Source organism: Hymenobacter profundi (assembly GCF_019334315.1).
Taxonomy (GTDB): domain Bacteria; phylum Bacteroidota; class Bacteroidia; order Cytophagales; family Hymenobacteraceae; genus Hymenobacter; species Hymenobacter profundi.
Map to the genome: position 1 here is coordinate 1 of NZ_JAHWGL010000036.1, position 14,345 is coordinate 14,345.

13 protein-coding genes are annotated in these 14,345 nt (G+C 53.5%); 9 read left to right on the plus strand and 4 right to left on the minus strand.

Translation table 11 applies throughout. The annotated features are described in order from the left end of the window. Positions 1-218 precede the first annotated feature (218 nt). The gene (gene panD / locus KYK14_RS10330; protein ID WP_219158777.1) at positions 219-566 is read right to left on the minus strand and encodes an aspartate 1-decarboxylase; all 348 of its coding nucleotides are present in this window, start codon (positions 564-566) and stop codon (positions 219-221) included. A 238-nt stretch (positions 567-804) separates the two neighbouring features. Further along, positions 805-1,656, minus strand: coding sequence for a pantoate--beta-alanine ligase (gene panC, locus KYK14_RS10335; RefSeq protein WP_219158778.1), 852 nt, complete (start codon positions 1,654-1,656; stop codon positions 805-807). Between the two features lie 118 nt (positions 1,657-1,774). Between panC and KYK14_RS10340 the strand changes: the two genes are divergently transcribed. The 9 genes from KYK14_RS10340 to KYK14_RS10380 all read left to right on the plus strand — a co-directional run bounded on the left by KYK14_RS10340 (position 1,775) and on the right by KYK14_RS10380 (position 11,863). Next, the gene (locus KYK14_RS10340; protein WP_185281882.1) at positions 1,775-2,587 is read left to right on the plus strand and encodes a glycogen/starch synthase; all 813 of its coding nucleotides are present in this window, start codon (positions 1,775-1,777) and stop codon (positions 2,585-2,587) included. Continuing rightward, on the plus strand, positions 2,571-4,094 hold the full coding sequence (locus KYK14_RS10345) for a DUF4270 family protein (protein WP_219158779.1): 1,524 nt from the start codon (positions 2,571-2,573) through the stop codon (positions 4,092-4,094). Before KYK14_RS10340 ends, KYK14_RS10345 begins: the two co-directional genes overlap by 17 nt. A gap of 84 nt (positions 4,095-4,178) precedes the next feature. Then, positions 4,179-6,014, plus strand: a complete 1,836-nt coding sequence (glmS, locus tag KYK14_RS10350; RefSeq protein ID WP_185281880.1) for a glutamine--fructose-6-phosphate transaminase (isomerizing) — start codon at positions 4,179-4,181, stop codon at positions 6,012-6,014. A gap of 101 nt (positions 6,015-6,115) precedes the next feature. After that, entirely contained in the window at positions 6,116-6,499 is a 384-nt protein-coding gene (locus tag KYK14_RS10355; protein WP_185281879.1) for a RidA family protein, read from the plus strand. Positions 6,500-6,975: 476 nt separating this feature from the next. After that, a complete protein-coding gene (locus KYK14_RS10360; protein ID WP_219158780.1) occupies positions 6,976-8,538 on the plus strand; it encodes a hypothetical protein in 1,563 nt (520 codons plus the stop codon). Positions 8,539-8,639: 101 nt separating this feature from the next. Beyond that, the gene (locus tag KYK14_RS10365; RefSeq protein WP_185281877.1) at positions 8,640-8,825 is read left to right on the plus strand and encodes a hypothetical protein; all 186 of its coding nucleotides are present in this window, start codon (positions 8,640-8,642) and stop codon (positions 8,823-8,825) included. 160 nt (positions 8,826-8,985) lie between these two features. Further along, on the plus strand, positions 8,986-10,539 hold the full coding sequence (gene gltX / locus KYK14_RS10370) for a glutamate--tRNA ligase (RefSeq protein ID WP_219158781.1): 1,554 nt from the start codon (positions 8,986-8,988) through the stop codon (positions 10,537-10,539). A 106-nt stretch (positions 10,540-10,645) separates the two neighbouring features. Then, positions 10,646-11,023 (plus strand): hypothetical protein, encoded by a 378-nt coding sequence (locus KYK14_RS10375; RefSeq protein WP_219158782.1) that lies wholly within the window; start codon positions 10,646-10,648, stop codon positions 11,021-11,023. 69 nt (positions 11,024-11,092) lie between these two features. After that, positions 11,093-11,863, plus strand: coding sequence for a TIGR00266 family protein (locus tag KYK14_RS10380; RefSeq protein WP_219158783.1), 771 nt, complete (start codon positions 11,093-11,095; stop codon positions 11,861-11,863). A 371-nt stretch (positions 11,864-12,234) separates the two neighbouring features. On the opposite strand, the gene KYK14_RS10385 is transcribed toward KYK14_RS10380, so the two are convergent. Together KYK14_RS10385 and KYK14_RS10390 are read right to left on the minus strand one after the other, a co-directional pair. After that, complete coding sequence (locus KYK14_RS10385; RefSeq protein WP_219158784.1) at positions 12,235-12,708, minus strand: toxin-antitoxin system YwqK family antitoxin; 474 nt, start codon at positions 12,706-12,708, stop codon at positions 12,235-12,237. Between the two features lie 59 nt (positions 12,709-12,767). Then, complete coding sequence (locus KYK14_RS10390; protein WP_246601781.1) at positions 12,768-14,309, minus strand: GH3 auxin-responsive promoter family protein; 1,542 nt, start codon at positions 14,307-14,309, stop codon at positions 12,768-12,770. Positions 14,310-14,345: the final 36 nt, after the last annotated feature.

The following is a 14,345-nucleotide window of genomic DNA, read 5'->3' on the forward strand; positions in this document are numbered from 1 at the left end:
AGTTGGGTCCGTTTAGAAGTTGCGAGTTACTAATTATCAGAAAAAGAATGTCATCCTGAGCATGTGGCGCATCAAGCTCGTGTCGAAGGACCTTGCTAGACCAGAACGATTGCTATAGTATAGTAATGACTCGTTCTCACGTAGAAAGGTCCTTCGACACTGGCTTGATGTGCCACATGCTCAGGATGACAAGCGTATAGCATCGAGTTAGCAACCACTCAGCTCAACCGGTTGTGCTGGTCGGGGAAAATGAGGGTAGGCTTGTGAGCGCGTGCCTCTGCAAAATCGATGAGAGCGTAAGAGAAGATAATCACGATGTCGCCCACGGCTACGCGGCGGGCGGCCGGACCATTCAGGCATATCATGCCCGAGCCCCGCTCTCCACGAATTGTATAGGTTTCAAACCGCTCCCCGTTGTTCACGTTCACGATAGTCACCTTCTCGTTTTCTACCATATTAGCCGCGTCCAGCAGGTCCTCGTCAATAGTGATGCTACCTACATAATGTAGCTCCGCCTGCGTGACTTTGGCGCGGTGAATTTTCGACTTTAGAACCTCGATATGCATGGGTGAAAAAGCGGGTGGAATATATCTTGCAAAGATACAGAAGGGAAAAATGGTAGGTAGCGGTGAGAGGTTGTGAGATAGGGAATAGCAATCGTCTGTCATCCTGAGTGCAGCGAAGGATTTTCTCACGTGTGAGCAAGTCGTTGTTACGTCAATCGTTCAACTGGTATAAGGTCATTCGCAAGCGGACGCCAGATAAAGGATGACAGGCGCTTTCTACCCATCATCACATCAACAATCAGCTCATCACCATTACATTATCAATCAGGCGCACGCTACCGAGGTGCGCTGCTAGGCACAGAGCCACGGCGGCCTGTTGTTGCCAGGGCCCTGGTAAGGGTTGCAGGGTTTGCGCGTCTGCTACCTCCATATACTCTAAGGTAATAGCAGGGGTAGCCGCCAGATACTCAGCTACCGCGGTTTGCACGGCAGTAGGTTCAGCACCGGCCTGCACCAGATCGGCAGCTTGGCGCAACGCTTCGTACAAGCGCGGCGCTACGGCCCGCTCGTCCGGCGTGAGCCGCCGGTTGCGCGATGACATCGCCAGCCCATCCGCTTCTCGCACGGTAGGGAATACCACCAATTCCAACGCAAACGACAAGTCGGCCACCAGCTGCTGGATGATGGCTACCTGCTGCAAGTCCTTCTGCCCGAAGTAGGCGCGGTGCGGCTGGCACAAGTGAAACAGCTTGCTTACCACCGTGGCTACCCCATTGAAGTGGCCCGGCCGGTGGGCACCTTCCATCACCCGCTCCAGAGCACCAAAATCAAACCGCAATACGGCGGGCGTTGGGTACATCTCCTCCACGGAGGGTAAGAACAACGCCGTGCAGCCCGCTGGGCTCAATAGCGCAGCGTCGGCCTCGGGCAGACGGGGGTAGAGCCGGAAGTCGTCGGGGTTGTTGAACTGGGTGGGGTTGACGAAGATGCTAACCACTACCACATCGTTGGCCGCCGCCGCGGCGCGCACCAGTTGCAGGTGACCTTCGTGCAGGGCACCCATGGTAGGCACCAGCCCAATGCGCTTGCCCGCCTGCCGCCACTGCTCCACTTGGGTGAGTAGGGAGGCAGCCGTGTAAAGTATGTTCATGAAACAAAAAGCCCGCTATTTACGATGCCCAGGCCGGATTAGTTGAAATTTTGCTTAAAAATGTTTAATTTTGTGCATCCCAAAGTGTTGCCCTTTCCCAATCACCAACATAACCACTATGTCTAAGTTGAGAATACTCTATGCTGCCACGGAAATCAACCCGTTTCTGCAAACGACCAAGGTAGCGGAGTTTCTGCGCATGTTGCCGCAGGGAATGCAAGAGATGGGGATGGAAATCCGCATTTTCGTACCCCGATTTGGTATTATTAACGAGCGTAAAAACCGCTTGCATGAGGTGGTTCGGTTGTCCGGCATCAACATCGCCGTGGGTGAAGAGGAAAAGCCGCTGGTAATTAAGGTAGCGTCGATTCCGAACGCGAAGTTGCAGGTATATTTCATCGATAACGAGGATTATTTTCACCGCAAATCGGTACTAGTCGATAAGAACGATAAGTTTCACGCCGACAATGACGAGCGGGCTATCTTCTTCTGCAAAGGCGTGCTGGAAACGGTAAAAAAATTAGGCTGGGCACCAGACATCGTGCACTGCAACGACTGGATGACGGGCCTGATTCCGATGTACTTGAAAACGACTTACAAGAAGGACCCGATTTTCAAGGATGCCAAATCGGTTTTCACCATCTACAACAATGAGTTCAAGCACAAGTTTGGGCAGGACATCATTGAGAAGGCCAAGATGCTGGACATCGACGACGAAATGCTGGCCGCGCTGAAATCTGCTGATTTCGGAGGTTTTATCAAGGTAGGCATGGAGTACGCCGATTCGGTCGTGAAGTCGGACGAGGATTTCAGCGACAATCTAAACGCGCTGTTCACCGAGTACTCGCAGAAATGCCGTATTGGCCAAATGGGTGCCGATCAGGATTTGCTGACTTCTTACTACGATTTATATAATGAACTGGCCAACTAAGGCCCTGCGCCGCTGGTCGGCATGCCTGCTTTCCGCACCGGCTCTGTTGATGGCAACTGGCTGCGAAGATCCCAACAACATCAGCGTAGAGCTGCCCGGCAGCGCTAGCACTACTACCGAGTACCGCGACCTGCCCGTGATGGCGTACACCGTACGCCGGGACTCCCTGCCTACCCTCAACGCAAGCCAAATGCTGTTGGGCAGGGTGCGCGACAATAATACCGGCATCGTAACAGCGGCGCGGGTGTATACCAACCTGCAAGTCAGTCCCGATCCGCTGCCTGCCACGTTTGCGGGGGCACAGCTCGACTCGGTTACGCTTATCATGGCGTATACCCGCGCCTATGGTACCACTACTCAGCCTGGCCAATTCAATGTGTTCGGTTTGCAGCAGAAGCTGGATGAGCGAGTGGCCTATAACTCCAGCACCAGCGCGAGTGTGGGCACACCCCTACTGAGCAACGTGACTATTCCCTACAGCCCGGAGCGGCGGGAACGCCAGCCATCGTCTCCGGCCAGCACCACCGACACCGTTACGACGGTGGCCAACGTTCCGCAGGCGCTGAACTTCCGAATTGCTAAGTCTTCTTCTTTCAGCACGGGCTTGTTTGCCCTGCTGCAAAAAACGGATTTCACGCAGGCTCAACTCGACGCGTATGTAGCCGGCTTGGCCGTGGCGCCAGCAGATGACTATGTAGGTGCCGTTGCCAGTATTGATCCTTCGTATACAAGACTGGTAGTCTATTACCACGACCCGGCTCGTCCTTCTATCCGGCGTGTGTACCGTATGGCCAGCAACGTGAACAACGACTCTCGCTACTTCACGCAAATCACACCCGATTTCAGCGCGGCTGGCCCCCTGGCAGCGGTAGCAGACAAAAAGCAATCGGTACCTGCTGCCGTTACCAATGAGGTAACCTATATCCAGGATGGTGTTGGACTGGCTACGAAGCTGGTTATTCCTGGTTTGGAGGAACTGCGCAAGCAGTCTGGTATAGCAATCAACCGCGCCGAGCTATTAGTGCCTGTTAAGCCGTTCAGCAACAGTGTATTTCCCTACCCTGGTTACCAGTCATTGAACGACCCAACAAAGAATGCGGCTGTCACTAAAACGTATCTCTACGAGGCTAACAGCGAAAACAACCGGATACTGCAGCGCACGGTTTTGTCGAATCCCATCAATCGTTTGGTACAGGCAGATCAGGCCAATCAACAGAGCCAGTCGTACCAGGCAGCTTCTAATGCCTCTCCAGCAGCAGGCTCACAGGCGGAAGGTACACTATACAGTGTAGATGCCTCTACGCTTTATTATAGCATCCTGATGACCAGCTACACGCAAGCTTATCTCCTGAATCAGTTGGGTGGAGAGTTACCTTCCGCTTTCCTGTTTTCACCTACCTTGGCCTTGCCGAAAGCCTATCAGCCCACCGTCAACGTATCGCTAAACCGGGCAGTGCTGAATGCTAATAATATAAAGCTCCGGGTTTACTTCTCCAACCGGCAATAGGCGGGCTCCGCGCCCACTATCGGTTTCGGCACGCGCTTTGCCAACCGACTCTCCTTTCCATTTATTGGCTTTTTCCTGAACGCTATGTGCGGAATCGTTGCGTATATCGGGCACCGTGAGGCTTGCCCCATTATTCTAAAAGGGTTGCACCGCCTCGAATACCGGGGATATGATTCGGCAGGCGTAGCCTTGCTCAACGGAACGTTGAGCGTGTACAAGAAGAAAGGTAAGGTAAACGACCTCGAAAACTTTATTGCTGGCAAAGATCTGCACGCACAAGTGGGCATGGGCCACACCCGCTGGGCTACTCATGGTGAGCCTAATGATGTAAATGCCCACCCGCACTATTCTACCTCCGAGCGGATTGCTATCATCCACAATGGCATTATTGAAAACTACGCATCGCTGAAAACACACTTGCAGCAGCAAGGGCACGTGTTTCACTCCGATACCGACACGGAAGTTTTCGTTAACCTCATTGAAGAAATTCAGAGCAAAAACGACTGTACGCTGGAAGAAGCAGTGCGTTTGGCATTGCACGAGGTAGTAGGTGCCTACGCTATTGTAGTGCTAAGCAAGGATGCTCCTAACCAGCTGATTGCTGCTCGCAAAGGCTCGCCATTGGTTATCGGCGTAGGTCAAAACGAGTTCTTCCTAGCTTCGGATGCTACTCCAATTATCGAGTACACCAACGAAGTAGTGTACGTGAACGATTACGAAATCGTAGTTATTCGCGACGGTAAGATGGATATACAATCCAAAGAAGCCGTGCAGCAGACGCCCTATATTCAGAAGCTGGAACTGGCGCTGGATAGCATTGAAAAGGGTGGCTACGAGCACTTCATGCTAAAGGAAATCTTCGAGCAGCCTCGCTCTATTCTGGACTCTATGCGCGGGCGCCTAGAGTTAAAGTCGGGCCACCTGAACATGGCGGGCGCACGGGCGTACGAGCAGAAGTTTATCCACGCACAGCGTATCATTATCGTAGCCTGCGGTACCTCTTGGCACGCTGGCTTGGTAGCTGAGTATCTACTGGAAGACTTGGCGCGTATCCCCGTGGAGGTTGAGTACGCCTCGGAGTTCCGCTACCGTAACCCGGTACTCACGGAACGCGATATTGTAATTGCCATTTCGCAATCTGGCGAGACGGCTGACACGCTGGCAGCTATTGAGTTGGCCAAGTCAAAGGGCGCTACCATTTTCGGTATTTGCAATGTGGTAGGCAGCAGCATTGCTCGCGCCACAGATGCTGGCGCCTACACCCACGCCGGTCCTGAGATTGGCGTAGCTTCCACCAAGGCTTTCACCGCCCAGGTAACAGTACTCACGCTGCTAGCTATGATTGTGGGTAGCAAGCGCGGCACCCTCACCGACACCAAACTGCGCGAGTTGATGGTGGAGCTGGACACCATTCCGGCGAAGGTAGAGAAGGCGCTTCAGTTGGATACGGAAATCCAGCAGATTTCTGAAATCTTCAAAGATGCCAGCAATTTCCTTTATCTGGGCCGGGGCTACAACTTCCCGGTAGCGTTGGAAGGTGCTCTTAAGCTAAAGGAGATCAGCTACATTCATGCTGAGGGCTACCCCGCAGCGGAGATGAAACACGGCCCTATCGCCCTGATCGACGAGAACATGCCGGTGGTAGTTATTGCTACCAAAGACCAGTCGTATGAGAAGGTAGTTTCCAATATTCAGGAGGTGAAGGCGCGTAAAGGCCGCATCATTGCTGTGGTGACCGAAGGCGACGAGGTGATTCCGCAGATGGCGGAGTTCGTGATTGAAGTGCCCGCCACGTCCGATGTGTTGATGCCGTTGGTATCGGTAGTACCGCTTCAATTACTCTCGTATCATATTGCCGTTATGCGTGGCTGCAACGTGGATCAGCCCCGCAACCTGGCAAAATCTGTGACGGTAGAATAATTTTCCCTACTCTGCTAAGAAGCCGCTCCGGTACCCGGAGCGGCTTTTCTGTTTTACATTTAGGCTGTTGAAACTCATTTTTCTAAAAAATTCATTTCACTATGGCTCATTCCGTCATTTTTTCGCCCGATGCTCCCGCGCCCATTGGGCCTTATAGCCAGGCTGTACAGGCCGGCAATACGGTGTATGTTTCGGGACAAATTCCGCTGGATGCAACGGGGCAGATGGTAGGCGACGGTGACGTAGCAGCCGAAACACACCAAGTTATGCGCAACCTGCAAGCTGTATTAAGCGCTGCGGGTCTTACCCTGACCAACGTAGTGAAGTGCAGCATCTTCGTGAAGGACCTGCACAACTTTGGCCGCATCAATGATGTGTATGGTAGCTACTTCGAGGCAGGCTATGCTCCTGCCCGCGAAACGGTGGAGGTGTCGCGGCTGCCTAAAGATGTACAGGTAGAGATTTCCTGTATTGCCGTTCACTAAAAGAATCCGGCACTAGAAGTATTCAGCTACTACTTCGTTAACAGCCGGATTCATACTGAGCAAACAAGAGAGCCCCTGGTCTTACAAGACCAGGGGCTCTCTTGTTTTAATACTATAATTATTTCATTTCTACATAATGGCTTTTACACACTTTGTACAAATCTCACATCAATTAAGACAGTATTAATAAAGTACAATTATGGCATCAATATTGAAATAAAAAGTACAAATAACTGATATTAAGGTACTTTAATCTATAAGATATAACATAAACAATAAGCTTATTGAGAATCTTGATTATTGATACAATACAAAATATAGGCTATAAATCTAAGCAGTACTTAAATCGCCCTTCTCAATTCAGGACCATTTAATAGCATTGTATGAGATTTTTCTACTGCCTTTTGCTTTGCCTGGTGACTACTTTCATCACACGTGCGCAAACCGTACCTGCAGTTACGTATACAGAGCCAATCGTGATAACACGTGGCGGTACGTACACGGGCAATTACCGCAGTCTGGACTCCAAGGTGCCGTGCGTGATTGTATCTACCTCCGAGCCTGTAACGCTCATAGATTGCACGCTGGTAGGCGCCGGCGACCTGATCAAAACTGGGGGCGGCGTGAATCTGACGGTACGCAACTGTCGTGGCTATGGCCTGACGCCTACCGTTGATAATCGCACGCGTGGACGGTTTCTGGATGCTTACCAAGCTAAACAGCTGATCGTTGAGCATAATTATATGGAGCATACGGCCGGCATGGTTGTGAATCGCTGGAGCGGCAATGGCTCGGCTCAACAGACCCTGACGGTGCGCTATAACCAAGGCCTGAACTGCGACGGGCGCTACCGCAACGGTGGTAAGGAAACCCGCAGCTTCGTGCAGCTCAATACCGTGCAACAGCTCGCAGGCATTGATATCAGCTACAACGAGTTCCGCAACGAACCCAACGAGAGTGCCGTGGAGGACAACATCAACTTCTACAACTCGTCGGGCACGGCACAAAGCCCTATCAAAGTGCACGACAATTACGTGGAGGGAGCTTACCCCTACCCTGCTACTGAGCCGTCCTTTCACGGTACAGGCCTCACCACCGATGGCGATGGCAGCACTCCCACCACCACGGCTGCTTACATAGAAGCCTATCAGAACCAATTTGTGAGTACTTGCAACGCGGCTATGAATATTGCCGCCGGTCACCACATTCGTTTCTACAACAATCGTATGGTGACGGACGGCTTGCTCCCGGACGGCACGAAACTGAAGGCGACGTATGCTGCCACCGCCGTTTTCAATTATTATAAAAAAGACGCCGCGACGTTCAATAATAATACTATCAGCAATAACACCATTGGGTACGTAAAATGGGGCTACAATAGCCCATACAAAGACCGGCAGGATCTAAGCACCGGCTCTTGCGCTACCTGTACCGGAACTACGCACCTGCCCAACCCCGTTACGCCAGCTATGGAGCAGGATGAATGGTCGCTGTGGCAGCAGAAGTTGCTACAGCAGCAGGTGTCCGTAGGCGTGCTGCGTGCTACTGGTAGTGGTGGGGGCACAGTACTTCCTGTTACGCTGGCCCGGTTTGAATCGAAGTATATAGGTGCCCGGCTGCTGGCTACCTGGACTACTGCTCAGGAACTCAATAGCAGCTATTTTGAGGTGCAGCAAAGCACTACAGGCCTAGAGTTTTCCTCGGTGGGCCATGTGCAGGCAGCCGGCAATAGCACCAGCGCACGCACGTACTCGCTGGCACTACCCCCCTCGGTAGAACGGGTGTATTTGCGGCTGAAAATGGTAGACACCGATAGTAGCGTTCGATACAGCGAAGTAATTAGCTGCCAGTCTTTTGCCGGAGCCACAGCAGTTCGGGCCTCCGAGCACACGTTGTACAGCTTGGCGGGCGAACAATTGTGGCACCGACCAGCATCGGAGGACGGCCCCGACTTACACAACTTGCGCCCTGGCATCTACGTGCTTCGAACTCGCCAAACCGATGGTAGTCAGGTAAGTGAAAAAATACTTATTCAATAGGACAACCAATTTGTCAATGCGTGTTGAGAATCATAATAAAGTCGTATAATTATCTATTAATAAGATACATATATCCTTTTACTCCTTTCTCTTTTACAGTTATGAAAGAACTTGGTCTGGGCTTGTTTCTGATTGGACTGGTATCGTTAGTGCTGCCATTGCTGGGTTTGAAATTCATTTTCCTAACCTGGATTGAGCAATGGGGACCTACCGTATCCTGGCTTATTCGGGGCGGTGTTACGCTGCTGGGGCTCATCCTCTACCTCAGCACCCGCAATCGGGATTAGGCGGTGAAATGGTGAGATGGTGAAATAGTGAGTTTGAAGTTCTTCTTGCGCAAACCGCGTAGATCAAACGTCAAACTCACTATTTCACCATCTCACCATTTCACCGTTCGTATCTTTGCGTAGTGCTGCTGTCTGGCGGCACTACGAACTGTTGTTTCTTATGGAAAGAGAAGTACGGGTACGCTTTGCCCCTAGTCCTACTGGTCCGCTACACATTGGCGGCGTGCGCACTGCGCTTTATAATTATTTGCTGGCCCGCAAGCTAGGCGGCAAGATGTTGCTCCGCATCGAGGATACGGACCAAAACCGCTTCGTGCCCGGTGCCGAGCAGTATATTCAGGATTCGCTGGCGTGGTGTGGTATCGAGCTAGATGAAAGCCCTTGGAAAGGTGGCCCACACGCGCCCTACCGCCAGAGCGAGCGGAAGCCCATGTACATGCAATACGCCTTGCAACTCATCGACTCGGGCCACGCCTATTACGCTTTTGATACGCCCGAGGAACTGGATGCCATGCGCGCCCGCCTAACGGCCGCTAAGGTGCCCAATCCGCAGTACAATGCCATCACGCGCAGTCAAATGCGCAACTCCACTACTCTACCCGAGGATGAGGTGAAGCAGTTGTTGGACGCGGGTACTCCCTACGTGATTCGCCTGAAGGTACCGCGCAAGGAGGAAATTCGCTTTAACGACCTGATTAGGGGTTGGGTAGTGGTACACTCTTCGGCGGTGGATGATAAAGTACTGATGAAGTCGGATGGGATGCCTACCTACCATCTGGCCAATATCGTAGACGACCACTTGATGGAAATCACGCACGTGATTCGGGGGGAAGAGTGGCTGCCTTCGGCGCCGCTGCACGTACTCTTGTATCGCTACCTGGGCTGGGAAAGCACCATGCCGCAGTTTGCCCACTTGCCGCTACTGCTCAAGCCCGACGGCACCGGCAAGCTCAGCAAGCGCGACGGCGACCGGCTGGGTTTCCCAGTGTTTCCATTGGAGTGGCATGGCACGGACGCCGAAACCGGCGCGCCTACCGTGAGCAGCGGCTACCGCGAAAGTGGCTACCTGCCCGATGCGTTCATCAACTTCCTAGCCTTCCTGGGTTGGAACCCCGGCACGCAGCAGGAGCTGTTTTCGATGGATGAGCTGATTGAGGCATTTTCTATTGACCGCGTGAGCAAGTCGCCGGCCCGTTTCGACCAGCACAAGGTGCGCTGGTACAACGAGCAGTACCTGCGCGCGAAGCCCAACGCTGAGCTGGCGCAGTATCTCCTCGATGCTCTGCACGAGCACGGCGTGGATTGCACTCGTGAAAAGGCCGAGCAGATTGCTGGCGTGATGAAGGAGCGCGTGACGTTCCCACAGGATTTCTGGCAGGAAGCACAATACTTCTTCCAGGCCCCAGAAAGCTACGACGAGCAGGTGATCAGCAAGAAGTGGAATGCTGCTACTGCCAATGCGCTGGCCGCTTTTGCGCGCGAGCTACCCACCGCTGCCCCCTCTACCCCCGATGCCATCAAAGCCCTACTCACGCAGGTGCTGGAGCGCGAGGGTGTGAAGCTGGGCCAAGTGATGCAGGCGTTGCGCGTGGCCGTTACGGGCGCCGCCGCCGGCCCCGACCTGATGGAAACCATGCATATTTTGGGCAATGAGGAAATCAGCCAACGCATTCTGACGGCCGTAGAGCGCCTGAGCACTCGCGCTACTGCGTAGTCTTGCCGCTGTAGGGCATCCTGAACAAGGGCCGCTTCGTACTAGCTACGGGCGGCCTTTTGCATTGATGTAGCTTGCCCCGACCTCTTTACGAAGCAATACGACGATGGCCAAGAAACCTGTCAATAAGAAAAAAGCAGATCCCGATAAGAAAGCACGGGTGCACAAAGAGCTGGAAGGCTTTGAAATCAAGGTGAACCCACTGGGCGAAATCACTTCCAATTATTCCATCGAGGACATCAACAAGTTCCTGAACCGCCACGTGCGCGACAAGAAGCTGGTGAATCGCGACGGCCAGTTTGGCGGCAACGACGAGGATGACCTCTACCCGGTGGAAGAAGGTAGCCCCGAGGTAGAAGAATCGGAGGAAGATTTTATGGCGCGCACTAGCAAGCCTACGCCCAAGAAGCCTACCCGCAAGGGCAAGCCTGCCGCCGAGGAGGACGAGGAGGAGTTCGAAACCGGACGCGAGGACGACGAATAGCAGCAACGAAACCGGTTGATTTAACCGGTCGATGTACTATACTTGCGCTCGTTCCTTGCCCCTACCACTATGCACTCACACGACGTCGACTACCGCATTCTTGGCCATGATATTCAGGTTCTAGAAATAGAACTGGACCCGAACGAAACCGTTATTGCCGAGGCGGGCGCCATGGTGTACATGGAGGAAAGCATTGCTTTCGAAACCAAAATGGGCGACGGCTCGGCCCCCGACCAGAGCGTGCTGGGCAAGCTGTTTTCGGCAGGCACGCGCTTGCTCACGGGCGAGTCGTTGTTCATGACGCACTTCACCCACCGGGGAGGCTACGGCAAAAGCAAAGTAGCCTTTTCGGCACCCTACCCTGGCACCATTATTCCCGTTGATCTTGGCACCCTGCCGCAGGGATTGATTGTACAGAAAGACGGCTTTCTAGCAGCAGCGCGGGGCACCAAGATTAGCATTCATTTCAATCAGAAACTGGGGACCGGTTTCTTTGGCGGGGAGGGCTTTATTCTGCAAAAGCTAACCGGCGACGGCAAAGCCTTTGTGCACGCCGGTGGCACTATCATTGAAAAGCACCTCACCAATGAACTGCTACGCGTAGATACAGGCTGTGTGGTAGCTTTTGAGCCAGGTATTGATTTCAGTATTACGCGGGCCGGCGGCCTGCGCTCCATGATCTTTGGAGGCGAAGGACTGTTGCTGGCCACACTACGTGGCACAGGCCGCGTGTGGTTGCAATCGATGCCCGTGAAGAAGCTGATTCAGGCGTTGGCGCCGGCTGGCAGCAATACTACAAAGGAAAGCGGTGGCCTGTTTGGCAGCTTGCTGGATGAGTAATACTACTTTGGCCGCCTACCCCAGCAAGTTAACCACAATAATCACCACACTCACGACAAACGCCGCTCCTAGGGCACCTAGTACCCCTACTACCGCTTTGTTGCCCAGTCGTGGCAGAAAAGAGAAAGCTCGACGGCGTTTGCGGCGGGTATACACCCCCCGTTGACGGGAGCGGGACGATGAGGACGCAGAATCAGCGGAACTGAGGGTAGCGGACATGGGCGGGGGAGGTTAGCGCGTGGTATTCCTAATGTAGGTTTTGTTCTAAAAAGTTTCTTCGTAAAATCGACTAACATACGCTCCTTACCGACGAGTTGGATTGCGTACACGATATTCACTGTTAAGTAATTATGCAAAAGCGGGGCCATACCCTATTTTCCCGCTACAGAGTCGCTACTAATTCGAGTACCGCCTTCATACGTTTCTATTTTTACCATTTTGCCTTGCGCATCAAAATAGCGCCACGGACCAAACCAATAGAAATGCGGCCCGTCGGGCTCGTTGACGTAACGGGCCTGTCCCTGCCGTTGGATCTTGCCCGTTAAATCGTAGTGGCGGATAGAAATTAAGCCGCCGGGCTGTCGGTGATACAGTTCCCATTTTTCCCGCTGCCCGTTGAAGCTATAGTAGCGCCAGCGCCCCCGCTCGTAGTTGCGCCGAAAGCGCCCTTTGGCAGCTAGATGCCGCTCGGTTTCATCGTAGTAGATGCGCCACGGCCCTTGTCGCTCCAGTTTCGCGTTGTAACGATTGCGCGACCAAAATCCAACAGGTTTGTGCACAGCCGTGCAAGCCGATAAGCTTAGGCCTACTAACAGAGGTAGGCCGAAAGAAGAAGTATAACGCATAGTATGTAAGTAATAGAGTGACTGGTAATGACTCCGTTAACTTACAACTAAATTATTAGTTATACTATCTCCTCTGGTAGCAGTCGTAGTATTTCTTCCAACAGTTCGCGGGAGTTGCTGAGGCGCGGTACTTTGTGCTGGCCACCTAGTTTACCCTTACTAGCCAGCCACTGCTCGAACGTGCCGAGTGGTGCTACTGTTAGCATGGGGCGCTCCAATGCCAAGTTGCGGTGGCGCTTGGCGTCATAATCAGAGTTGAGCTGACGGAGTGTATCATCCAGTACGGCCACAAACTGTTCTAGACTTGTGGGCTGTACGTTGAACTCCACTAGCCACTGATGACCGCCCCGCGAGGTATCGGTGTTACTGAAATAAATGGGCGCAGCCGTGAAATCGCGCACCGTAGCGCCAGTGACTTGGCAGGCGGCTGCAATGGCCGCGTCGGCGTTTTCTATTACTACCTCTTCGCCAAAGGCATTGAGGAAGTGCTTGGTGCGGCCCGTAATGCGAATACGGTAGGGCGCCAAGCTGGTAAAGCGCACCGTATCGCCGATGTTGTAGCGCCACAAGCCCGCATTGGTACTGATAATGAGAGCGTAGCGCGGTCCTATTTCCACCTTCTCCAATGTGCAGGCCTGCGGATGCTCCTGCCCTAGCTGATCGAGGGGTAGGAACTCATAATAGATGCCGTGGTCGAGCAGGAGCAGTAGGTCTTCTGAGTTGGGCTCGTCCTGCAACGCCAAGTAGCCTTCGGAGGCATTGTAGATTTCGAGGTAGTGCATTTGCTCCCGCGGAATCAACTGTCGAAACAGCTCACGGTAGGGTCCAAAGGCCACCGCGCCATGCAGAAATAAGCTCAGGTTGGGCCATACTTCCGTGATGTTGGCGACACCCGCCAGTTCTACTACCCGGCGCAGCAGCACAATCATCCAGGTAGGCACGCCGGCCAGTACGGTTACATCCTGAGTGAGCACATGGCGGGCAATACGCTCTATTTTTTCCTCCCACTCGTCTAACAGGGCCAGCTCCAGCGGTGGCGTGCGGATGTATTCGGCCCAGGCGGGTAAGTTCTGCATAATCACCGCCGACACGTCGCCAACACGCGAGTCGGGCTCAGCGGAGCGAAACGGATTGGGTGCATGCGTCCCCCCCAACGACAGCGTTTTGCCGCCTAGCACCTTGCACTCAGGGTAGTGGTAGGTAGCTAATGCGGTCATGTCGCGGCCGGCGCGGTAGTGGCCCTCCTGCAACGACTCGCGGGTGACAGGAATGTACTTGCTGCGGGCGTTGGTGGTGCCACTGCTCTTGGCAAACCACTGCACCCGGCCGGGCCACAGCACATCGGCCTCGCCGCGTAGCACGCGCTCCAGCTCCGGATAAAGCTCCTCGTAGGTATTGATAGGTACTCGTTGGGCAAAGTCAGCGGCGGTTATCGCGTCACCGAAACCATATTTCCTACCCCATTCTGTATCGCGGGCCGTGCGCAAGAGCGTGCGATACACTTGCGCCTGCGCCTCGTGCGGGTGGTCCCGAAACTGCACGATATCGCCCAAACGCCGCTGTACAGCCCAAGAGAGGATAGAATTTAACACGGCGGGCAAATTAATAAACGTGCGTTAACCTGAGGCCTACCTCAC

What these genes read in the sequence shown, in the direction of transcription:
- panD (WP_219158777.1), bottom strand. Translation starts at nt 566, where the DNA reads ATGCATATCGAGGTTCTAAAGTCGAAAATTCACCGCGCCAAAGTCACG.
- panC (WP_219158778.1), bottom strand. Translation starts at nt 1,656, where the DNA reads ATGAACATACTTTACACGGCTGCCTCCCTACTCACCCAAGTGGAGCAG.
- KYK14_RS10340 (WP_185281882.1), top strand. Translation starts at nt 1,775, where the DNA reads ATGTCTAAGTTGAGAATACTCTATGCTGCCACGGAAATCAACCCGTTT.
- KYK14_RS10345 (WP_219158779.1), top strand. Translation starts at nt 2,571, where the DNA reads ATGAACTGGCCAACTAAGGCCCTGCGCCGCTGGTCGGCATGCCTGCTT.
- glmS (WP_185281880.1), top strand. Translation starts at nt 4,179, where the DNA reads ATGTGCGGAATCGTTGCGTATATCGGGCACCGTGAGGCTTGCCCCATT.
- KYK14_RS10355 (WP_185281879.1), top strand. Translation starts at nt 6,116, where the DNA reads ATGGCTCATTCCGTCATTTTTTCGCCCGATGCTCCCGCGCCCATTGGG.
- KYK14_RS10365 (WP_185281877.1), top strand. Translation starts at nt 8,640, where the DNA reads ATGAAAGAACTTGGTCTGGGCTTGTTTCTGATTGGACTGGTATCGTTA.
- gltX (WP_219158781.1), top strand. Translation starts at nt 8,986, where the DNA reads ATGGAAAGAGAAGTACGGGTACGCTTTGCCCCTAGTCCTACTGGTCCG.
- KYK14_RS10375 (WP_219158782.1), top strand. Translation starts at nt 10,646, where the DNA reads ATGGCCAAGAAACCTGTCAATAAGAAAAAAGCAGATCCCGATAAGAAA.
- KYK14_RS10380 (WP_219158783.1), top strand. Translation starts at nt 11,093, where the DNA reads ATGCACTCACACGACGTCGACTACCGCATTCTTGGCCATGATATTCAG.
- KYK14_RS10385 (WP_219158784.1), bottom strand. Translation starts at nt 12,708, where the DNA reads ATGCGTTATACTTCTTCTTTCGGCCTACCTCTGTTAGTAGGCCTAAGC.